We start from the raw sequence: 20,410 nt of genomic DNA, 5'->3' as shown, positions 1-20,410 counted from the left end.
ATTTTATGAGCAATAGTTCATAATGGAGTTATAAGTTGAAAATTTCTTATGTTTTTACATGTGGTCGATTAGAATCTTTATTTAAGATTCTACGTCTTATCCAAAAGGGTGAGGAGCATGACACATCTGAAGATAAAAAAATTATTGAACAATTTAGAAAAGATATTACTTTAGGTCGAACGTTTGAGGAAACTGAGCTTTATCAACTGATTAAAGCAAGTGAAGATAAAATTGTTGTGAACCGATTAAGTAATATTCTTCGAGATAAACCTGCTCATCAAAATAAGTTTGATTTGGATGAATATAAAACAGGTGCTTGGTCTGAGTTTAGCGATTATAGACTAGCAGTTCGATTCTCAAATGCCAAAACTGAGTTAAGTCAAAAACACTTTGAAAAAACAGGTGAATATATGACGAGTCGTGGTATCGCAAAGTTAACTGGTTTTAATCCAGCGAATATCAAGAATATGTTGCAGCATAAAAGAAGTGTAGTGAAAAAAATGCTGTCGACCTTAGAGAAATTAGCAAGAGAGTATTGATATTTAAGCTCTATTGTTGGTGCAGAGAAAATTTATTTCTCTGCATTATTTAGATTAATTTTTAAATGATGATTCATTGAAGCTTAATATTGATATTCAATATTACTCAGATTATTTGTTATTAGACAGCATCGCCAAGCAAACAAAAATTAGAATCATACCAATCCAGCCAATGAGTGCGAGTTGCTCACCAACCAATAAGATTGCAAACAAAGCAGCAACCAGCGGTTCAAATAATGTCAGCGTCGTTGCAGTACTTGCAGAAATGCTATTTAAAGCATAACCAAATAACAAGTAACCTAGAAACATCGGAATTAGCATCATATAAATCACAACATAAAGATTTATTGGTTCATTAAATAGATTAGAACCTGTAAAAAATAACGTTGGTAATAAAATCAAAGCACCAAAACCAAAAATTAATCCCATAGAAGCCTTTGAATCGACCCCACGATCAATCATCTTTTTTGCAGCCCAAGAATATAAAGAATAGGTGAGCGCGGCGATTAGCCCAAGAGCAATACCAAAGGTTTTCTGATCGGTCGCAATCGTTTGTGTTGAACTTTGAGAATGTGATTCACCAATCGAGAGTAATAAAACACCAACAATTCCAAATACGAAGCTAATAAACCATTTTTTAGATAGTGCTTTCTTATCAAAAAACTTTTCCAGTAGTGCTGTAAACAATGGTGCTGAACCGATCGAAATAACAGTACCGATGGTAATGCCAGCCATACGCATTGAGCTATAAAAAGCCAATGGGTAAATGGCAACGGAAATTATTCCAATCAACAGGACAGGCAAATAAGAACGAATTTGTGGCAAATGGAAGAGAATTTTCTTATAAGCCAATAATGCTTGTAATAATCCACCGCCACCCATTGCAATTGCACCAATCGCTAACGGACTTAAATTAGGAGCATATGAGGCGGCAGTACCTGTTGTGCCCCACAAAATAGAGGCAATTAATACAGCAATGAACCCATAGCGAGCATTGAGGTTTAAACTGGAATTATTCAATTTTAGATTTCTCGTTCTAATAGGTTTTTAACCATTTGTTTTGCTGCAAAAACCTTAGCGCTTGAACTTTCTAAGCCAGCGCGAGCAATACAACCCTCTAAAATAAAAGAGATTAACAGCGCGAGTTCTTCAACTTTTTTTGGATCATCAAATAATTGTCTTAAATGACTCGCAACAATATTTTCGATCTCATCTTTATGGTTTTTGACAGCTAATCTTTCAGGACTATGCGCTGGAAACTCCGCGGCTGCATTCAATAATCCGCAACCACGAAAACCTTTTTCATATGCGAATTCAGCATGATCTTGATAGGCATCAAAAATCGTCAAGACCCCATCTAATGGTGTTTTAATTTGATTTTTTCTTTTCTCATAAAGGTCTAACCATTCTTGATGACGAGCTTCGATATAACAGGTGATTAAATCTGATTTGGTTGGAAAATTATTGTACAGAGACATTTTTGCAACTTTGGCTTTATCCGTAATGCTATTGATCCCTGTATTGGCAATTCCATCGTTATAAAACAAAGTTGATGCTGCATCCAAAATTTTTTGTTTGGCTGATTTAGTGTTCATATGAATAATATTAGGTATACCGATCTACCTAATATTATTGAAAAGGAAAATAATTTGCAAGATGATATTAAATCGATGAAAAAGAGGCATATTAAAATTGATTAAAAAAATAAATATATTCTCAATCTATTTAGTGACTTATTTGTGATTTTCTTTGCTCTGAATGATTGCTAATCCATAAATTGGCTATTTCTTTTCAGCTTTAAAGTTATTGACTAGCCATGCAACCAACACTAAAGCAATTGAGCCTAAAAGTACTGGAAATAATAGGAAACTCCATTCGTATTGAATGGTATGTGCTGTCAGCAGTATCACCAATGGATTTGCACCTGCAGGTGGGTGTACACAACGCAGAATTTGCATGGCTGCAATTGCACAACCGACAGAAAGAGCAATGCTCAAAGTAGATGCACCAAAAACTTTAAGAAACAGTAAGCCAATAAATGCGGAGATAAAGTGCCCTAAAATGACATTGCGTGGTTGGGCTAAAGGAGAGTGAGAAACGGCATATAAAATGACACAAGTCGCGCCAAAGGGTGCCATGATAAATAAGTTATTTGTTAATTTACTCAGTAATATTAAGATCAAAATACTGAATGTACCGCCAATTAAACTTCTTATAATATCAATAGATTGGGGTGGTGGGGCGAGATGTTCTCGACCATTGAATAAAGATAACATGGTGATCTCACTATAGGGTTGCTTTATAGCGATAATATAACTAAAATTACAAATAGTACAGATCTGTACTATTTTGGGTGAGTAAATTTTTATGTCAAAGTCGGCCAATAAAATTTTGCATACAGCTGAAAAATTATTTTATGAAAATAGTTTTGTGGGAGTTGGTGTTGATCTCATTCGGGATGAATCTGGCTGTTCAAAAACTACGATGTACACGTACTTTAAAAACAAAAATCAATTGGTGAAGTCTGTTTTGGAAGCGAGGGACGAAAAGTTTAGGAACAGCTTGTTGGATTATGTGGCGGATGAAATAGGAAGGACTGCACTTAATCGGCTGATCGATTGGCATTTATTATGGTTTCAAGAGGATAATTTTAAAGGATGTTTATTTGTCAGAGCAGTAGCAGAGTCACATTTGCGTGATCAAGAGATCATCACGGTATCAAAAGAGCATAAAGTGTGGATTAGAAATTTGATCGCAGAGTATCTGCAATCTTATCTTAACGCAGAGATGTTGGTCGAAGTGACGTATACGCTGATAGAAGGGCTGATCAGCCGCTTTTTGGTCGAAGGTTATGAAACAAAAGTGGCAATTGAGATTAAGGATTCAATTAATCAATTCATTGATAATTTAAGTCCTCCTAAGATTTAAAGCGTGTGAGTATGTTTTAGATCGTTTAGCCTTTGATGTTTCAGCAAAGGCTAATCAAGGTATCTATTTAATCTTCAAACGCTTTCTGATCTTCTACATCAATATATTCGATGTATCCGCGACCTTGCACAGTATCATTTAAATATACAGCTGAAAATGAATAAGACCCAGCATAACCAATGCCGTGCCCATAACGATAAGGGCTGTCTATTTCAGCGATAAGTTCTAACACTTTTTTACCTCTATCATCTTTGACTGACCAAGAAAATAGTTGTGGTAAACGCATTTTTTTACCGCTAGGTGAAACATAATCATCAATTTGATGAGAAATTACTTTAAATTCAACATTGGTATACACTTCAGCAGCTTGATCAGTGTGGCGAACATGTAAGGTATAAGCGACGGGTTGACCCAATATATCTGCTTTGGTTAATAACAGCTGAGTTGTTTCATTCAGATTAATAATTTGATAGGTGAAGAAGTCGAGTGGTAATTTATAAGGTTCAGGTAGCAGTTTTTTAACTACGCCATGTGCGCCAGTCGCTCTAGCATATTCATAAGTACATAAGCCTTCAGCATCAGTTATTTGCCCTTGGTATTCAAGTTGACCTTTAAATCTCGATAAAAGACTAAAATGATCGTAAACAGGTGTTTTGATAAACCAAGAGGCTTGATTAGTCACATCTAGATCGAATTCAAAACTTAAACCATGATATTCACCTTGAAGATGAATCGTGGGATAACTGCCTGTAATAGAAACTTCATTGCATAATTCAATTTGTGTACCATCAACATGAATATTGGTTTGCTCTGGGATGATATACGCTTTTAATAAGTGCTGATCTATCGCAGCAGTGCTTGAATAGAAAGTGGCTGTTTTACGTGGATCATCCCTGGTAATGTCGTCATGGTCAAACGCCAGTGCACCCGGCGTTCCTAGTAAAATCATGATATTTAGATATCGATGTGGTTCAGGTAATAGCGGGAAAAAAATTCCGTAGTGTGTCCATGTATAAAATTTTTCATCGGTTCTTGGAAGAATGATTTCTGCTGTATCAAATGGGATCGTTGAATATTTGATGGCTTGATCTAAAGCACCTTGAGCGAATATGAGACTCTTTCCCAAAATTTTGCTTGTAAGTGCAGTAGGGGGCAATTGTTTCTTCATTTTATTTCCTAAACTCAAGCTATGCTGAAGCTAAGGTTATGTGAAACAACTGCCTAACCTAAATGGAAATAAGGACAAAGCTAAAGCTTTTAAGGACAATTATTAGGCGATTTTGTTCGACAATTTTTCAAGATTTTGTGAGCCAATCCAATGCTTTGAAAATTGGTAAGCGGCACGCCCTGAGCGCTGACCACGCGCTTGACACCATTTTAAGCTCTCGCCGCGAACAATATCATTATATTCCAAACCTGCTTTAAGAATGTAATGTTCCACAATAGTTAAATACAACTGCTGATCCATCGGGTAGAACGATAGCCACAGACCAAAACGGTCGGAAAGCGAAATTTTTTCTTCAATCGCTTCCTGTGGATGTAGCTCTGTGTATTGCGGAACATCAACTTTACGCACAGGGGTATTTTCATGCATAAATTCAGGAAGTAAATGACGACGATTACTAGTCGCATAAATAATAAAATTGCTTGAACCTGATTGTAGTGAGCCATCTAAGACGCTTTTTAAACTACGATAATTTTCATCTTCAGCGTTAAAAGCGAGGTCATCACAATAAACGATAAATTTCTCAGGTCGGTCTTGAATCATTTTTTGGATTTTAGGTAAATCGGATAAGTCATCGCGTTCAATTTCGATTAAACGTAAACCTTGTGTCGCATATTCAGTCAGTAGTGCACGTACAATCGATGATTTTCCAGTTCCGCGAGAACCTGTCAATAAAACATCATTGGCTGGCAAACCATTCAAAAACTGTAAAGTATTTTGGATGATTTTATCTTTTTGTCTTTCGATTCCTTTTAAGTCTTCCAAATACATTTTTTTAGGTTGTTGTATGGCGACCAGTTCTTGATTTTCCCATCGAAAAGCAACTGCTGAAAAATCTGTAGGTTGTCTTGGTGCAGGAAGGATTTGCTGTAATTGGGTCAAGACATTAGATAATGATTGGATAATAGATTCGGGTAAATCAAGGAGAGCCATAATACAAACCAAACTTATTGATCGATAGTTAGGGATACTATCACCGCCATATTCAAAATAAAGGAAATATCATCAAAAGAATGCAATAAATAGATTTTATACTTGATTGTTGGTGCCGCTTTTTGCATTGTATAGGTGCAAGATTATAAAAAATATGATGAGATTTAGGACTGCGAATGTTAAAAAGAGTTCAAGAAAAAAGAAATACATATCAAACATATAGAGTTGGTATGCTACAAGAACACTTACAACATGCAAATTCTTACGCTGAATGGAAAGAAATCGCCTTAAAACTGGATGAAGAATCTGGTCAGGAGGCATGGAAATATGACAATCAGTCGCCTTATTTTGATGCTGAAATTCTGTCTAAACGTCATAACTTATTAAAAAAATATCGCACACAGCGCAGGACTCTCGATTTAATTTATGTGCTTAGAGAGGGGTTGTCGTATGACTTTGCCAATATTGGGCATCCGATGCTATATGCTGAAACGTATATCGGTACTAAAAAAATAATAGAAAACTATGTCGAGGAAATGAGTGAGTGCTTCCAATATTTAGCTTCGAGCGAGTGCATCACATTTCAATTGAAAGAAAAAATTCATTTTTTTGAAGAATGCCAAAAAGCTTATGGACAACCAGCACTTATGTTCTCAGGTGGTGCAACTTTGGGCCTGTTTCATACAGGTGTTTGTAAAGCTTTGCTTGAACAAGATTTGATGCCAAGTGTTTTATCAGGTTCAAGTGCGGGCGCAATCATGACAGGTATGCTCGGTGTTTCTGCTCCCAATAAGATTCCTGAATTACTAAAAGGAGAGCACTTTTTCAGTGATGCTTTCAAATTTAGAAAAGTCAGTGAGCTTATTCGCGGAAATGGTGGAATTGCTGATGTCATGTATTTGAAAAAGTTTCTGATGCAAAATCTTGGAGATGTGACTTTTGCAGAAGCTTATCAACAATCAAAACGGCATATCAATATTGTCATTGCACCTTATAACACAGCTCAAAACCCGCGTATCATGAATGCATTAACAGCACCAAATGTTTTGGTTTGGAGTGCGGTATTGGCTTCTTGTGCTGTACCTGTATTATTTCCACCTGTGCATTTGACTAGTAAGCGTTATGATGGGTTGCACACGCCGTATTTAGCCAACACCAAATGGGTTGATGGCAGTATGCGCAGTGATTTTCCTCAAGAGAAAATGGCGCGGCTTTACAATATTAATTATACAATCGCCAGTCAGGTCAATCCGCATATTGTACCTTTTATGCAAAGCGATAGTGAAAGATTTCGCCGAGATGTGTTGAGTTGGCCTGAACGAATTATTCGACATCAAGGCAAGGCAATTGCCATGGAGTTAATGGATCTAACACGAAATTATATGGGGAGTTTTTTTCCAATTCGCCGAGTTTTAGATCATGGCTATGGAATTTTGGGGCAACGCTATTATGGAGATGTCAATATTATTGCCAAGTATGGTTTAAGACACTATAACTACATGTTGAAAAACCCTCGACCCAAACTTTTTAAAATCCTTCAGCAAGAAGGTGAGAGGGCAACATGGCCTAAACTAAGCTCAATTGAAACACACGCACGAATTGGTAAAACCATTGAGCATTGTTTAACGGCATTACGAAAGCAGGAAGAAAAGCAGCAGAATGAGTTTTACTACGTGGATTTATGATCCAAATATTCAAATAAATAATTTGGTCTTAACCACTAAAAATCAAAGTTATCAATTTGGTCGGCGCCTATATTCTTTTTATGTAGATGAGACAAAATATTGGCTCAAATATCACGAGGCTAAACATCATCAAATTTTAGAGCACGCTTTTTTAGATGAGTTAGATTTTTATCGTCATAGTGATTTGATCAATCAGAATATTTTATTGCCGCACCAAATTATTCAGCTTAACCAGTTTGTTTGTTTTAATGAGCTAATAAATGGGGGCTATGGGTTAATCTTGATTGATAGTCATGATTTTTTTACAGATATCAGATTAATTAAAGATATCGAAATGATTAAGCATAAGATCAATTTAGTATTAGATGTATTAAGTGATTTACATGAATCAGGTTGGATTCATGGTGATTTGAAGCCTGAGCATTTTCGTTGCTATGATAATCTTTGCAAGCTCATTGATTTTGAGCAAGCCCATAAACAGGGTGTGACTGCTCCAAACTTAAATGCAACGCCACACTATATGGCACCTGAACTTTTTCATGGTCAACAAAAAACAGTTCAAACTGATTTATATGCATTAGGTCTTATTTTATATGAATGGCTTATCCATTCGAAGCTCACAGCAAAAACCTATCGCGATTGGGCATTGCTACATTGTCAACAATTACATATACAACTGCCATCTCACTTTTTGTGTTTCTTACCTTTAATTAAGGGCTTATTAATGAAGAATTCTGAACAACGTTTTAGTTCAGTTATAGAAGCAAGAAAGTGTATAAATGCGATCAAATTGTTGTAAAAATAAACATAAATCTTTGATTTGAATATTATATGTTCATTTGAATGCATTTTTTGTTAGAAAGTCTTGTCATGAAGATGCTTTCTCACTAATATGCATACCCATCGGGGGCGTGGCGAAATTGGTAGACGCACTGGATTTAGGTTCCAGCGCCGCAAGGTGTAAGAGTTCGAGTCTCTTCGCCCCCACCAAATTTAAAAAGCAAGAATATCTTGCTTTTTTTATGGTTAAATCAGAAATGACTTAACCATACGGTTATAGAGGATTGGTGTAATGGTAGCATGACGGTCTCCAAAACCGTTCGTCAAGGTTCGAGTCCTTGATCCTCTGCCAAATATAAAAAAGAGACTTTATTTAAAGTCTCTTTTTTTATTTCTGTATTTTTTGATTTGTATATGAAAAAAGCATTAGCTTTCAGATGGATGGTTTTTTTATAAAAAAGGCTTGTCAGCAAGAAAGTTTATCACTAATATACACATCCATCGGGGGGCGTGGCGAAATTGGTAGACGCACTGGATTTAGGTTCCAGCGCCGCAAGGTGTAAGAGTTCGAGTCTCTTCGCCCCCACCAAATTTTAAAAAGTAATCTTTACTTTTTATGATTAAATCAGAAATGATTTAATTACAGTGTTTTAGAGGATTGGTGTAATGGTAGCATGACGGTCTCCAAAACCGTTCGTCAAGGTTCGAGTCCTTGATCCTCTGCCAAATATAAAAAAGAGACTTTATTTAAAGTCTCTTTTTTTATTTCCTTATTTTAGATTTCTTTCAATATCTTAAAAAGAAAAGACCGTACAATGATCAAGTACGGTCTTTAAAATTACCCTAGATTATTTAAAACAAATTCGGGAGATTTGATAAATAATCGGATTAATGCTTGTGAAGGTCTAGAAGGGTGCCTTTTACCTCGTTCCCAACTTTCTAAAGTTCGGGTTGAAATACCGAGTTTTGTTGCAAGTTGAGCCTGAGAAATTTTCATAAGCTGACGTGCTTTAATAATTTCTTGAGCAAACTCTGGTTCTTGCATCTGTAGTATCGAAGGTGTATCAAATACTTGATTCATTTTAAACCTCGTAAATTAATATGCAAGTTTGAGTAAAAGCCTAAACAGCATTGCGATCAGTAGTAGCCCGAAGAAACCACCTAACCACAGCAAGATAAACCATTGTGTTTGTGATAATTTCATATCCGTTACTCCTAGTGATAGCCTTCATCACCGATCCGAACTTTATCTCTGAACACCCAATACGCCATGATGGTGTAAATGATAATAATCGGAATCAAAATAAGTGCACCAATCAGCGCGAATAATTGACTATTGGCTGGTGCGGCTGCATCCCAAATGGTGACAGAAGGTGGAATAATATAAGGAAAAATACTGATTAAAAAACCTGTATATGCCAAGAACACCAATGCTAAGGTGTATAAAAATGGCATTGACTCTTGTCGCTTTTGACATGCTTTAATCGTTAAATAAGTAAAGACTAAAACTAAAATCGGTACAGGGCTGAAATATAAAATTTGAGGTTGCGTAAACCAACGTTCAGCTATCATTGGATGTGCTAATGGGGTGTAAATACTGACCGATGCAAAGATAAGCAATAGCCCGATAATCAATTTTGGCATCAAGTTGTACATGCTGATTTGTAGTCGATCATCTGTTTTCATAATCAACCATCCACAACCAAGTGCAGCGTACACAATGACAACACCGACCCCAGTGAAAAGAGAGAATGGCGTTAGCCAATCTAAGCCACCGCCTGCATATCGTCCATCAACAATATGAATCCCTTGAATATAAGCACCTAAGATGACACCTTGCAAAAAGCTAGAAAGTACAGATCCACCAATAAAAGCAGCATCCCACAAATGCTTCGTACGATTTGCTTTAAAACGAAACTCAAAAGCGACACCACGGAAGATCAGCGCAATCACCATCAAAATGATTGGCATATAAAAAGCAGATAGAACTGCTGCATAAACCATTGGAAAAGCTGCAAATAAACCCGCACCACCCAAAACCATCCATGTTTCGTTGCCATCCCAAACAGGAGCAACAGTATTCATCATGACATCGCGTTCTTGCTGATCTTTGATAAACGGAAAAAGAATCCCGATACCTAAGTCAAAACCATCAAGTACAACATAGATAAAAACACCAATCGCAATGATTACAATCCAAATCAGAGATAAATCAATCATGATGAAGCTCCTTGATCACGATCATCAATTTTTTCATCAGCTGCACTTAACGGACGCATTGGTGTTTTAAAATGACCGACACCACCCACTTGTTCAGCTTGGCTATCAATAAACTCTGGACCTTTATGCATCAGTTTCAGCATGTAATAAATGCCCACACCAAATACAATGCAGTACACCACCACAAAAATAATCAGCGTTAAACCGACTTGTTCAGCCGAAACCGGTGATAGGGCATCTTTAGTTCGCATGACACCGTAAACCACCCACGGCTGACGACCTACTTCTGTGGTAAACCAACCTGCAAGTAATGCAATAAATCCTGATGGCCCCATAATCAAAGCGAAACGATGAAACCATTTGTTTTCATAAAACTTACCCGTTTTTCTGAGCCATAAACCCATCGCTGCAAGCAAAAGCATCAGCATGCCTAAGCCGACCATAATGCGGAAACTCCAAAAAACGATTGTAGAGTTAGGACGATCTTCAGGAGCGAAATCTTTTAATCCTTTAACCGTACCATCCATAGAATGGGTTAGGATTAAACTGCCCAAGTTGGGAATTGCAATTGCATATTTGGTACGTTCTTCCTGCATATCTGGTATGCCAAATAGATAGAGTGGCATACCTTCATCGTAGTTAGTTTCCCAATGACCTTCCATTGCTGCAAGCTTGGCTGGTTGATGTTTTAGCGTATTAAGACCATGCGCATCACCCACGAAAACCTGTAGTGGCGCTAAAATCAGAATCAACCACAGAGCCATTGAAAATGATTTCTTGACCAATTCATCACGTCGGCCTTTAAGCAAATGCCAAGCGGCAGTTGATGCAACAAGGAGTGCGGCAACCATAAAGGCTGCAATTGCCATGTGTGCTAAGCGATAAGGGAATGATGGATTAAAGACGATCGCAAACCAATCTTGTGGAACAACAATACCATTTTCGATTGTGAAACCTTGAGGTGTTTGCATCCAACTATTTGATGACAGAATCCAGAACATAGAAATACATGTTCCGACTGCGACCATCAGGGTGGCAAAGAAATGTGCTTTTTTACCAACACGTCCCCAACCAAATAACATGATGCCAAGAAAGCCTGCCTCTAAGAAGAAAGCACTGAGTACTTCATATGCTAATAAGGGGCCAGTTACACCACCAGCGAATCTAGAAAACTCACTCCAGTTGGTGCCAAACTGGTAACTCATGACTACACCAGAGACCACGCCCATTCCAAAAGCGACGGCAAAGATTTTGACCCAGTATTTAAATAAATCTTTATAAATAGGATCATTGGTTTTTAGCCATCGCCATTCTAAGACAGCTAAGAAACTGGCTAAGCCAATCGATATGGCTGGAAAAATGATATGAAAAGATACAGTGAAGGCGAATTGGATTCGAGCCAGTTCAAGTGCCGTTAAACCTAAGGTCATGATTGCACCTCCAATATTCTGAAACTAGCTAAAAATATAGCTATATAGGGTTCTACCCGTATGCGGGCATCAGATATCATTGAAAACATTACTACGATCTCATGAAAATATTCATTATCAAAACAATGACGTTTTGAGCTTGTAATTACAGAGAGGGTAGTAGCGGAGGGGCTCGACCTTGAGGGATCAGAAATAACTGTTGAAGATCAAAGAAAACATGAAAATAGTTTTCAATAAATGCAAGAAATCGAACCTGAATCCGAACTAAAACTTGAGTTAAATCTATATCGGGTAAAGGTAAAACATGACTATAAACTACACAATATTGACATTGGTGTCCTGGATCATGATGGTGGTGATTTGATGGCTTGATTTGATCGATTAAATTATTTGGTTGTTCGATATGATGAAAATGACTTGAATGCTTTTCATCATGTTGATGACTTTGAACATCAGTTGCATGATGATTTGCGTGTACAGAGTGATCAAATTTAAATGCTTGAGCAACAGTTTCACATACCGGAGAAATTTGATATTGCTCAGGTAGGAGAGGCTGAAGAAAAACAGCGATTTGTAACAAGATTGCGTAACAACCGAGCAATCTTCCTAAAATCATAAGCATTTAGATAATAACTCTAATACTCGAATATCTAAAGATTCTATAATAATAATGTGATTTTACAAAGTGATATTAATCAAAAAACATGTTTTAAAGCGATTAGGAAATAAAAGCTATATTTCTTAATGAATTGAATTTAATAAATATTTTGTTTTATTGGAAATATAACAATATGTTGGTCAGCTTATTTTTAGTCATTCAACTCAACGAATAATCCTAAATTGAAAATATAATAAAAATATTTTCCATACACTGTAGGATGTTTAAATAAGCAAATAAAATATGGTGCAAATACAAGAAAGCTATTTTTTTATTTTAATTATGTAAATCAATAATATAAATAAATTTGAATCAATTTTATAAATTTAATAAAAAATATGAGGAATGTTAATATAATCGTTCTAAAAATCTTGATGTAGACCTTGCGAATATCAATCGTTTTAGCATTCTCTGCGATGCTATTTCAAATTGCTGTTTTTTTACAGCCTTTACTACCTGAGCAATATCAAATAGCTAGGGTGTGTCAAAGTGTTGCCGAAATACAGCACAAGACGGATCAGCATCATAATCATTTGATCAAGCATAATGTGATTGCTGAGATAAAGCAGACAGTTAAATCAAATATGGAGCATCAACATGATGTTCATCATCAATGTGTTTTCTGTACAGTATATAGTCATTTAATTTCTAATCTTGATTCAGATTTCCCTGAAATCTTTGCTCGAATACAAGTAAGATTAATAGCCTTTCAGAAAGCGTTTAGACATATCCTTTTTGAGCTGCAACGTCTTTTCTTAAGTCCTCAAGGCAGAGCACCACCTTTATTGGCTTAATTTTCAAAACTCAAATCAGAGCTATTCAATGGCTCTAATGAAAATTTATGCTTTAAAGGTCAACAATGAAATACTTTCACTTTCATCCATTAGCACTTGCTATTTTAGCGGTTCAATTCTCTTCAACCGCAACTTTAGCAGCTGAATCTTCAACTGAAATGGATGCCACTCGATTAGCGACGATTATTGTTACTGCTGAAAAACAAGATGAGCGTCATTCATCATCACAAGCAATGACGCAATTTAATCATGACCTGTTAGATGTTCCATTTACTAAATCACATGTATCTTCAACAGATATTCAAAATCATAATGTTCAACGTATCAGCGATGCACTATCACTCGCAAATGGTGTGGTATATCAAGATAGTTATGGTGGTGGATTTTGGGACAATTATTCGTTCCGTGGCTTTAGTACCGATCCCAATATGGGAACGATCTATATGCGGAATGGATTAAGTTCTGTCAGTGGAATTCATACCACGCGAGATATGGTGAATATTCAGGCGATTGATTTCTTGAAAGGACCGATGGCTGCGATGTATGGGCAGGGTGCGATTGGGGGAATTATGAATATCACCACTAGACAACCTGAATGGCAGCCTAAAAGCGTAGTTAGTTTGAGTGGAAGTACTTTAGAAGAATATCGAATTGCAATGGACACCACCAATGCGATCAATGACGATTTTGCCTATCGTTTAGGCGCATCTTATGAAAACAATCAAAGTTTCCGTGATCATGTTGATAATCAGCATTATTACATTGCGCCTCAATTGGCTTGGAAAATTTCTGAGCAAACCCAGTTAAATCTTGATACTGAGTTTTCAGCGTCTAAAGGCGTATTTGATCGAGGAGTACCGATGGTCAATGGAAAATTCCCAGTCAATAAGAAAACCTTCCTAGGCGAGCCTAGTGATGGCGATATTGAAATCAAAGACCAAATGTATCAACTGCGCTTGAATCACGCCTTCAATGATGATTGGAATAATACAACGGCAATTACCTATAATCATGGTGAACGTGCAGGAACTTCGACTGAAATTGGTTCGATTACCGCAGATGGCAGAACCGCAAATCGTTTCCGCCGTGCTCGACAATTTGAAACAGATACCACCAATTTCCAGTCGATCTTACGAGGAAAGTTTAAAACAGGTTCTCTGAAACATGAATTCGTGACCAATGTTGAGGCGGGACACTACACCATTGATCAAACGCAAAGAAGAAATGCAGCAGGAACGAATAGTCCGATAGATATTTATAATCCTATTTATGGTCAAAACCTTCTTCCATTAACTCGAATAAGTAAAGATATGAAAGAAACCCAAAATATGATGGGCTTCAATCTACAGGATCAGATTTTTTTAAATGAGCAATGGAGTATTTTGCTTGGTGGACGCTTCAATCACTTAGAACAGCAGATTGAAAATCATCTAACGGCAAAATCAGCTCAACAGACATTTACACCATTTACACCCCGGGCAGGGATCAATTTCAAAGTAACTGAACAGCTTTCCTTTTATAGTAATTGGGGTAAAGGATTTGAGCTAAATACAGGTTTAAATAAGAATAATGAGTTATACCAACCTGAAAAAACCACGACTTGGGAATTCGGAGCTAAGTATCAGTTTCTTCCGAAAAGCTGGTTAGGATTAACTTATTTTGACTTAGATAAACGCCATTTGCTTACTGAAGGCATCACCGATAGTTATGTTGATAACGGTCATGTACAAAGTCGAGGAGTTGAATTGGAGTTACAGCATCAAATCAGTGATCAACTTCGAGTCAATGCAAATTATAGCTATACGGATGCTTCAGTTTTAGAAAGTGAAGTCGATAAAATAGGTTCACGTCTGAAAAATATTCCTAAACATACCGCGAATATTAGTGCGGATTATCAATTGAACCTGTTTGGGCGAGAAGCAGGTCTTGTTGGAAATATTAATTATTATGGTCAGCGAAGTGCAAACTATATTGATAATGGAACGACTCTACCTGAGTTTAGCGTTGTCAATGTCGGTGGCTATATTCAAATTCGACCAGACCTACGTGCACAGTTAAATTTGGAAAATCTATTTGATAAAGATTATTACGTAGCAAGTTATACCAACTATTGGGTACAACCAGGTGAACCTTTAAAAGCGACTTTACGTTTTGATTGGTCTTTTTGAGCTTGATGGTAGGAATGAAACAGAGCAATAGCATGTCGATGATGAAGAAAAGAGCATTAAGCACTTTCATTTTGGCGAGTGTCATCATGGGGTGTAGTCAGAGTGATCCCAATCCTGAACAGGATAAAGTAGGTGCTGAAGTTAAACCAAGCATTGATCCCTTATTGCAAAAATGGATAGGGCATTATCAAGGAATATTGCCTTGTGCTGGATGCATAACTTTTTGTGAAAACTGTGATGGAATGACTGTCGATCTAAAGATTCATGCCGATCAAACTTTTCGTTTAGAGCGAACAAGTAATAGTGACCACAATAAACATGAGTTGTATGTTGGAAATTTTAGTTTCATGGATCATGGAAAAATTAAAATTCAATTACAACATGTGAAAGAGCGTAATCAATTGATCTTAGGTGATGATTATGTGGAAATTCTAGAAAGCAAAACTGGTGTTCCATATCAGGCTTTTGAAGATTTTCAACTCGATAAACTTGCCTAAGATAATGACTAGGCACTATTTTTAGTGCCTAGCATCATGAATTATGACAATCTAGATTTATGCTGTTTAAACATGATGAAGGCAATCGCGACGATTAAACTTATCGCTAAGGTTGGCAAACAAATCAGAAGAATAAACAAAGATATCAGAAGCGAAATTTTCTGTTTTAAGTTGCCATTTTTCCAAAGCTGTAAGCTCTGTTTGACTAGGTTGATTGTGGTTTGTTTTAGATTAAACGTGCGACTCCAAAGCCAAAATGCAATTACAATGAGTGCGCATAAAGCGATTGCATATATCATTAATAAAAGTTGATTGACCCAACCAAACAACATACCAATATGCGCATCCACACCCCATCGGGTGAGTTTTGCTGTCGCTGGGAAATCGTCAAATTTTAAATGATCAATCACTTTATTGCTTTGCAGATCAATCGAAATACTGTCTGCTTCTGTAGGCCAACGACGACGTATTTCTGAAACTGTCCATGCAGTATCTATAGTTGTCGGAGGTTTGATTTGCAGTTGAGAACTGTGAATCCCATGTTGTCTGGCAATTTGTAGCGCTTGATCAAAATCCTCAGCCTTTATGAGTGGCCGATGGTTCATTTGTTGCTTATCAGTATGATGATGTGCATGTATATCAACTGATTGCTTATTATTAGAAATAGAGGTAACGAGAGCTGGTGTTTGCCAACTCAAAGCTTGGCGAAGTATGCGGATATTTTCTCCAGTCCATTTAGACCATGTTAAACCTGTAATCGCGACAATCAGTAGCAGCGGAAATAAAATAATTCCCAGTGAGCTATGCCATTTTAAAAGTGTATTTCTTGGCGTAGCGATCTGTTTTAAATGTTTTCGGCGTTTATACCAATGATAGAGACCTGAGAGACTTAGAATTGCTAACCAGCTTGCAGCCAGTTCACTATATAGTCTTCCATAGTCGCCAAGCAGTAAATTACTGTGAAATTGATCAATTAGAGTTCTAAACGGAAGAACGCCGCTCGTTCCATAAACAGGAAGTTGCCCCTTAAGTTCTAAAGTATATGGATCAACGAAGATAGCTTGATTACTTATATTTTCAACAGGGTCACTATAAATGACACGTGTCGTTTGATTGGAAGTAGGCGCTGGGCGCACTTCAGTAATCTTGGCAGATTCAGGAATGAGAGCTTGAGCGGCTTTTATTTGCAAACTTAGCTGTTGAGCTGGAATATTTTCACTTTGAACAAAGAGTTGCTCTTTATAGATATATTGTTCGATTTGTGGACTGCTTACATATAAAAATCCAGTAAATGCCGCAATAAAAATAAATGGGGCGATCAATATTCCTGCATAAATATGTATTAAGCGGAATAGATCTCGCCAAAAATTAGCAGATTGGGGCATAAGAGTGAATATAGCTTGTTCCTAAGAATTTTAAATTATATACCTTAGACCTTAATAATGAATTAAGTTAATTTGCAAGTATTTTTGATGAATATATATCTAAATGAATTTTTGGGAAATTTGAAGGATAGGTTTAGATTTGAATGCTAAATGAATAAGATTTTTCGTTTAGATTACTGCTGATAAAAACTGAATCGAATGAGATATTTTGTAATAAAGCTTTAATTTTTTGAGTATTTTGTGATGGGTCGTAAGGCAGTTTAATTAAAATAATAAGATTAACTGGATCAACCATAAATTCGATGCTTGTAAGTTTGATCTGGGTGGTAGTTAAATTATTTTCATTTAAAAGTGTTGTGACTTGATGAGCCAATTGATTAATTCTTATTTCCTCGTCTGTTGTTTGTGTTGCTGAAACTGCTTTCATAAGTGTGGAGTAATGTTCTAAATCTTGCTTATTATCAATAATTTCAACTTTATAGAGCCCAAATGAGTCACTCTTGGATTCAGGCAGCGACATTTGATTATTTTCTAAAAAATCTGTTTGCATCGGTTTGATATTTGCCTGATAGAGATTGGATACGTCCTTTGCTTCTTTGATGGCTTTTTTTGCTCTATTTTGTGCATCCAAGAGTGGATCGTAAAGATTATTACTATTTAGAAGCTGAGTATCTTGAGTTAAATCAAAAAAATTAGGCACTTGATTGTCTAATGGATTATTGGAACTCATAGCATTTTCGGTATTTACTTTATTTTCATTTGGCTTTGTATCATTTTTTGAGGGTATGTTGCGAGAAGAGGAGGATGAAAAAGTCTGAGCTTTAAGCGTTGATGCTGAAATGAAAGTAACGTTCATTGTTGAAACAATATCATTATTTTTTTCAGCTTCAAATTTTAAAAGCACGGTAACGATGATAATGTGCACTATAATGCTAAAGAGAAATGCGCTCTGTGAAACATTCAGTTTTTTTGGAGTCCACATAATTTTCCTCCTTAGCATTTATCTGGTCAATCAGAATAAATATCGTAAGGTCATTCTGAGGTTTCTACCCTCAGTTGGGTGAACATGTTTGTCAAAAATACCCTCACGTTCAGTAGAGTTTGGAGAACATGCGGAATCGCCAAAATCTTGACGACTGCATGATGCATAGTAATATTCAATATCATTCACCTTTTGATCAAATACATTGAATAGTTCTAATTGTGCTTGGAAATTTTTATTAAATTTATAACTGCCTTGCAAGTTTACTAATGTCGATGAGTCTGAACGAACGGAATTATCTTCAATCAAAGGACGTGAACCAAAGTAACGTAAACGACCGCCAAAGTTTAATTGATCATTAAAATGATAGGTGAATCCTGCTGCTAGTGTTTTTTCAATCGCACCCGGAATATGATTTCCTTCAGCACTGTTATTTTTAAATCTTGCTTTTGACCAAGCAGCATCTAAATCAATAATCCAAGCATCAGTTGGTTGATAGTATTGTGAAATTTCAAGTCCTTGGCGTTTACTTGGACGACTGGCTTCAGTGGTGCCAGCGTCACCGATAAACAAAAGTTCTGAATCAGAGTCGAGTTGCCATACAGCAAGTGTGCTGGTAAGTTCTGGAATAAAGTTGGCTCTCAGTCCAATTTCAGAATTGATGGTTCTCACTAAAGGTGATACAGAGTCAATTTTGCTTAAATAGTTACTGTCTCTTGGGTCAACATTCAATCTTGTCGTGGTACCTCTAGCATCATTACTATGAAATCCATACGCATAATTCAGATAATATTCAATATTTTTCCAAGGCCCTAAAACGATGCTCAGTTTAGGGCTGAGAATTTGATCAGTTTCATTACCTGAATTTTCTTTACGATCTGAATTGACATCAAATGAATAAAAATCGCCACGAACTCCAAATATAGTCTTTAACCAAGGTTGCCAACTGGTTTGGTTTTGCCCCCATATGCCCACAGAAAACTCTTGAATATCATCTTGTCGGATTGTGCTAAAACGTTGACGATTTTGGGTTTGGTATAGTCCTAGATCCGTGATGTAGTCATATCGAAATGAAGCGCCTACAGTATTTAAAACATCTTTTTCTTGCCAATTTGTAATCCAACCTTTTTGGTATTTTGTACCAATAGTCGCTCTTTCTTCAGCTTGCTCAAATTGATCGCCACGGATTGGATCATTTAAAAAATAACTAAAATCTGAAAATAAATTGAGTTTGTTATAAACAGCATATGAAGAAAGTTCACTAAATTGCTGGTCATCATGACTTTGAGCATTATACCAAAGTGCTGTACGAGAAGATTTACCGCCGTCACTACTGTTAAGTGTGTCAAATCGATCGAGTTCACCATTATCAATCAGGCGTTGGGGAATCTGATCAGTTGCATCCCATTTTGATTGATAATGTTGAAAGGTGATAGATTGATTTTTATCATGGTCACCCGTGTAATATTTTAGAAATAGATTTTGTTTGGATAGGTTTTCAGGATTTTTCCAAGGTCCATCGTTATTTAAATTTTCAATAGCAGCAATAATTTCCCCGCTCTGCAATTTCAAATTGCCAACACCTAAAACTCTGAGTAAATCATTTTTTCCTAGCGTCATTTGGACATATGGACGATCTAATGATTGAATACTAGAAATTTTTGCTGTGCCTGCTGAAGCAAAATCACCATCATCAATTGATGTTGAACCTTTATGATATTGAATTGTTTCAATCAGTTCAGGGATTAAGAAATTTAAATCGGTATAACCTTGACCGTGTGCATGAGTGACCATATTGATTGGTATTTCATCAAATGAAGTGGCAAAGTCAGTACCATGATCTAAATTGAATCCGCGTAAGAAAAATTGATTCGCTTTACCTGTACCACTATGTTGAGTCACGATTACACCTGGTATTGTCTCCAATACTTCTGCAGGGCGTGATAAAGGTCGCGTTTCAATTTGTTCCTTGATAATTGTGCCCTGTGAAGCAGTAAATGCGATTCCAAATGTGTCACTTGAATTTGCGTTAGCACTTAGTTTTATGGTTGGTAAACTATGAATTAGTTCACCTCCGGCTTGGGTTGTTTGATTAATACACAAGTTACTGCTACTAATCAAAATGATTGAAATAATTCTAGTTTTCATTTTTTTCACTAATTTAATTTTTATAATTCATATTAGAT

General features: G+C 36.5%; 19 protein-coding genes and 4 tRNA genes. 11 read left to right on the top strand and 12 right to left on the bottom strand.

What is annotated here, in order from left to right; all coding sequences use genetic code 11:
* Positions 1-35 precede the first annotated feature (35 nt).
* On the top strand, positions 36-539 hold the full coding sequence (locus NGC85_RS11270) for a hypothetical protein (RefSeq protein ID WP_254731193.1): 504 nt from the start codon (positions 36-38) through the stop codon (positions 537-539).
* 111 nt (positions 540-650) lie between these two features.
* Here the strand turns inward: NGC85_RS11270 and NGC85_RS11265 are convergent, their stop codons facing one another.
* From NGC85_RS11265 to NGC85_RS11255, 3 genes are all read right to left on the bottom strand, one after another.
* Positions 651-1,559, bottom strand: coding sequence for a DMT family transporter (locus tag NGC85_RS11265; RefSeq protein ID WP_254731189.1), 909 nt, complete (start codon positions 1,557-1,559; stop codon positions 651-653).
* A gap of 2 nt (positions 1,560-1,561) precedes the next feature.
* Entirely contained in the window at positions 1,562-2,134 is a 573-nt protein-coding gene (locus NGC85_RS11260; protein ID WP_254731186.1) for a TetR/AcrR family transcriptional regulator, read from the bottom strand.
* A 186-nt stretch (positions 2,135-2,320) separates the two neighbouring features.
* Complete coding sequence (locus NGC85_RS11255; RefSeq protein WP_254731184.1) at positions 2,321-2,815, bottom strand: HPP family protein; 495 nt, start codon at positions 2,813-2,815, stop codon at positions 2,321-2,323.
* A gap of 91 nt (positions 2,816-2,906) precedes the next feature.
* Here NGC85_RS11255 and NGC85_RS11250 point away from each other — a divergent pair, with 91 nt between their 5' ends.
* The gene (locus NGC85_RS11250) at positions 2,907-3,467 is read left to right on the top strand and encodes a TetR/AcrR family transcriptional regulator (RefSeq protein WP_254731181.1); all 561 of its coding nucleotides are present in this window, start codon (positions 2,907-2,909) and stop codon (positions 3,465-3,467) included.
* 67 nt (positions 3,468-3,534) lie between these two features.
* On the opposite strand, the gene NGC85_RS11245 is transcribed toward NGC85_RS11250, so the two are convergent.
* Both NGC85_RS11245 and NGC85_RS11240 read right to left on the bottom strand, forming a co-directional pair.
* Positions 3,535-4,635, bottom strand: coding sequence for a DUF6670 family protein (locus tag NGC85_RS11245; RefSeq protein WP_254731178.1), 1,101 nt, complete (start codon positions 4,633-4,635; stop codon positions 3,535-3,537).
* 102 nt (positions 4,636-4,737) lie between these two features.
* On the bottom strand, positions 4,738-5,625 hold the full coding sequence (locus tag NGC85_RS11240) for an ATP-binding protein (RefSeq protein ID WP_254731175.1): 888 nt from the start codon (positions 5,623-5,625) through the stop codon (positions 4,738-4,740).
* Between the two features lie 176 nt (positions 5,626-5,801).
* Between NGC85_RS11240 and NGC85_RS11235 the strand changes: the two genes are divergently transcribed.
* From NGC85_RS11235 to NGC85_RS11210, 6 genes are all read left to right on the top strand, one after another.
* A complete protein-coding gene (locus NGC85_RS11235) occupies positions 5,802-7,310 on the top strand; it encodes a DUF3336 domain-containing protein (protein WP_005054780.1) in 1,509 nt (502 codons plus the stop codon).
* Positions 7,285-8,109 carry a protein kinase gene (locus tag NGC85_RS11230; protein WP_254731172.1) on the top strand — a complete coding sequence of 275 codons (825 nt, stop codon included), beginning with the start codon at positions 7,285-7,287 and terminating at the stop codon, positions 8,107-8,109. The genes NGC85_RS11235 and NGC85_RS11230 overlap by 26 nt, the downstream gene beginning before the upstream one ends.
* A 106-nt stretch (positions 8,110-8,215) precedes the next feature.
* A tRNA-Leu gene (locus NGC85_RS11225) sits at positions 8,216-8,300 on the top strand.
* A gap of 68 nt (positions 8,301-8,368) precedes the next feature.
* Positions 8,369-8,442, top strand: a tRNA-Trp gene (locus NGC85_RS11220).
* Positions 8,443-8,594: 152 nt separating this feature from the next.
* Positions 8,595-8,679 (top strand) — tRNA-Leu (locus tag NGC85_RS11215).
* A gap of 63 nt (positions 8,680-8,742) precedes the next feature.
* Positions 8,743-8,816 (top strand) — tRNA-Trp (locus tag NGC85_RS11210).
* A gap of 112 nt (positions 8,817-8,928) precedes the next feature.
* On the opposite strand, the gene NGC85_RS11205 is transcribed toward NGC85_RS11210, so the two are convergent.
* The 4 genes from NGC85_RS11205 to NGC85_RS11190 all read right to left on the bottom strand — a co-directional run bounded on the left by NGC85_RS11205 (position 8,929) and on the right by NGC85_RS11190 (position 12,362).
* A complete protein-coding gene (locus NGC85_RS11205) occupies positions 8,929-9,171 on the bottom strand; it encodes a DNA-binding transcriptional regulator (protein ID WP_005054778.1) in 243 nt (80 codons plus the stop codon).
* 134 nt (positions 9,172-9,305) lie between these two features.
* Positions 9,306-10,310: a cytochrome d ubiquinol oxidase subunit II gene (cydB, locus tag NGC85_RS11200; protein ID WP_254731169.1), complete on the bottom strand. Its 1,005-nt coding sequence runs from the start codon at positions 10,308-10,310 to the stop codon at positions 9,306-9,308.
* Positions 10,307-11,740 (bottom strand): cytochrome ubiquinol oxidase subunit I, encoded by a 1,434-nt coding sequence (locus NGC85_RS11195; RefSeq protein WP_005054776.1) that lies wholly within the window; start codon positions 11,738-11,740, stop codon positions 10,307-10,309. Before NGC85_RS11195 ends, cydB begins: the two co-directional genes overlap by 4 nt.
* 145 nt (positions 11,741-11,885) lie before the next feature.
* Entirely contained in the window at positions 11,886-12,362 is a 477-nt protein-coding gene (locus NGC85_RS11190; RefSeq protein WP_254731166.1) for a DUF2946 domain-containing protein, read from the bottom strand.
* Positions 12,363-12,814: 452 nt separating this feature from the next.
* On the opposite strand from NGC85_RS11190, the gene NGC85_RS11185 reads away from it, so the two are divergent.
* The 3 genes from NGC85_RS11185 (at position 12,815) to NGC85_RS11175 (ending at position 15,857) form a co-directional block, all read left to right on the top strand.
* Positions 12,815-13,192: a DUF2946 domain-containing protein gene (locus NGC85_RS11185; RefSeq protein ID WP_254731163.1), complete on the top strand. Its 378-nt coding sequence runs from the start codon at positions 12,815-12,817 to the stop codon at positions 13,190-13,192.
* Positions 13,193-13,257: 65 nt separating this feature from the next.
* Positions 13,258-15,360, top strand: coding sequence for a TonB-dependent siderophore receptor (locus NGC85_RS11180; RefSeq protein ID WP_254731160.1), 2,103 nt, complete (start codon positions 13,258-13,260; stop codon positions 15,358-15,360).
* Between the two features lie 32 nt (positions 15,361-15,392).
* Positions 15,393-15,857: a copper resistance protein NlpE N-terminal domain-containing protein gene (locus NGC85_RS11175; RefSeq protein WP_368407616.1), complete on the top strand. Its 465-nt coding sequence runs from the start codon at positions 15,393-15,395 to the stop codon at positions 15,855-15,857.
* A gap of 41 nt (positions 15,858-15,898) precedes the next feature.
* Here the strand turns inward: NGC85_RS11175 and NGC85_RS11170 are convergent, their stop codons facing one another.
* From NGC85_RS11170 to NGC85_RS11160, 3 genes are all read right to left on the bottom strand, one after another.
* A complete protein-coding gene (locus NGC85_RS11170) occupies positions 15,899-17,242 on the bottom strand; it encodes a PepSY domain-containing protein (protein WP_254731154.1) in 1,344 nt (447 codons plus the stop codon).
* A 133-nt stretch (positions 17,243-17,375) separates the two neighbouring features.
* The gene (locus tag NGC85_RS11165) at positions 17,376-18,224 is read right to left on the bottom strand and encodes a hypothetical protein (protein WP_254731151.1); all 849 of its coding nucleotides are present in this window, start codon (positions 18,222-18,224) and stop codon (positions 17,376-17,378) included.
* A gap of 30 nt (positions 18,225-18,254) precedes the next feature.
* Positions 18,255-20,372 (bottom strand): TonB-dependent receptor, encoded by a 2,118-nt coding sequence (locus NGC85_RS11160; protein ID WP_254731149.1) that lies wholly within the window; start codon positions 20,370-20,372, stop codon positions 18,255-18,257.
* Between the last annotated feature and the right edge of the window lie 38 nt (positions 20,373-20,410).

Source organism: Acinetobacter sp. Z1, assembly GCF_024296945.1.
Taxonomy (GTDB): domain Bacteria; phylum Pseudomonadota; class Gammaproteobacteria; order Pseudomonadales; family Moraxellaceae; genus Acinetobacter; species Acinetobacter beijerinckii.
Note: the sequence above shows the minus strand (reverse complement) of the source record. Positions and strands in the feature narration are given on the sequence as shown.

Bases quoted from the DNA above. Each gene is read 5' to 3' on its own strand.
- NGC85_RS11170 (WP_254731154.1), bottom strand. From the start codon at position 17,242: ATGCCCCAATCTGCTAATTTTTGGCGAGATCTATTCCGCTTAATACAT.
- NGC85_RS11195 (WP_005054776.1), bottom strand. From the start codon at position 11,740: ATGACCTTAGGTTTAACGGCACTTGAACTGGCTCGAATCCAATTCGCC.
- NGC85_RS11165 (WP_254731151.1), bottom strand. From the start codon at position 18,224: ATGTGGACTCCAAAAAAACTGAATGTTTCACAGAGCGCATTTCTCTTT.
- NGC85_RS11160 (WP_254731149.1), bottom strand. From the start codon at position 20,372: ATGAAAACTAGAATTATTTCAATCATTTTGATTAGTAGCAGTAACTTG.
- NGC85_RS11245 (WP_254731178.1), bottom strand. From the start codon at position 4,635: ATGAAGAAACAATTGCCCCCTACTGCACTTACAAGCAAAATTTTGGGA.
- NGC85_RS11175 (WP_368407616.1), top strand. From the start codon at position 15,393: ATGTCGATGATGAAGAAAAGAGCATTAAGCACTTTCATTTTGGCGAGT.
- NGC85_RS11230 (WP_254731172.1), top strand. From the start codon at position 7,285: ATGAGTTTTACTACGTGGATTTATGATCCAAATATTCAAATAAATAAT.
- NGC85_RS11185 (WP_254731163.1), top strand. From the start codon at position 12,815: ATGCTATTTCAAATTGCTGTTTTTTTACAGCCTTTACTACCTGAGCAA.
- NGC85_RS11240 (WP_254731175.1), bottom strand. From the start codon at position 5,625: ATGGCTCTCCTTGATTTACCCGAATCTATTATCCAATCATTATCTAAT.
- NGC85_RS11255 (WP_254731184.1), bottom strand. From the start codon at position 2,815: ATGTTATCTTTATTCAATGGTCGAGAACATCTCGCCCCACCACCCCAA.
- NGC85_RS11250 (WP_254731181.1), top strand. From the start codon at position 2,907: ATGTCAAAGTCGGCCAATAAAATTTTGCATACAGCTGAAAAATTATTT.
- cydB (WP_254731169.1), bottom strand. From the start codon at position 10,310: ATGATTGATTTATCTCTGATTTGGATTGTAATCATTGCGATTGGTGTT.
- NGC85_RS11235 (WP_005054780.1), top strand. From the start codon at position 5,802: ATGTTAAAAAGAGTTCAAGAAAAAAGAAATACATATCAAACATATAGA.
- NGC85_RS11180 (WP_254731160.1), top strand. From the start codon at position 13,258: ATGAAATACTTTCACTTTCATCCATTAGCACTTGCTATTTTAGCGGTT.
- NGC85_RS11190 (WP_254731166.1), bottom strand. From the start codon at position 12,362: ATGCTTATGATTTTAGGAAGATTGCTCGGTTGTTACGCAATCTTGTTA.
- NGC85_RS11205 (WP_005054778.1), bottom strand. From the start codon at position 9,171: ATGAATCAAGTATTTGATACACCTTCGATACTACAGATGCAAGAACCA.
- NGC85_RS11260 (WP_254731186.1), bottom strand. From the start codon at position 2,134: ATGAACACTAAATCAGCCAAACAAAAAATTTTGGATGCAGCATCAACT.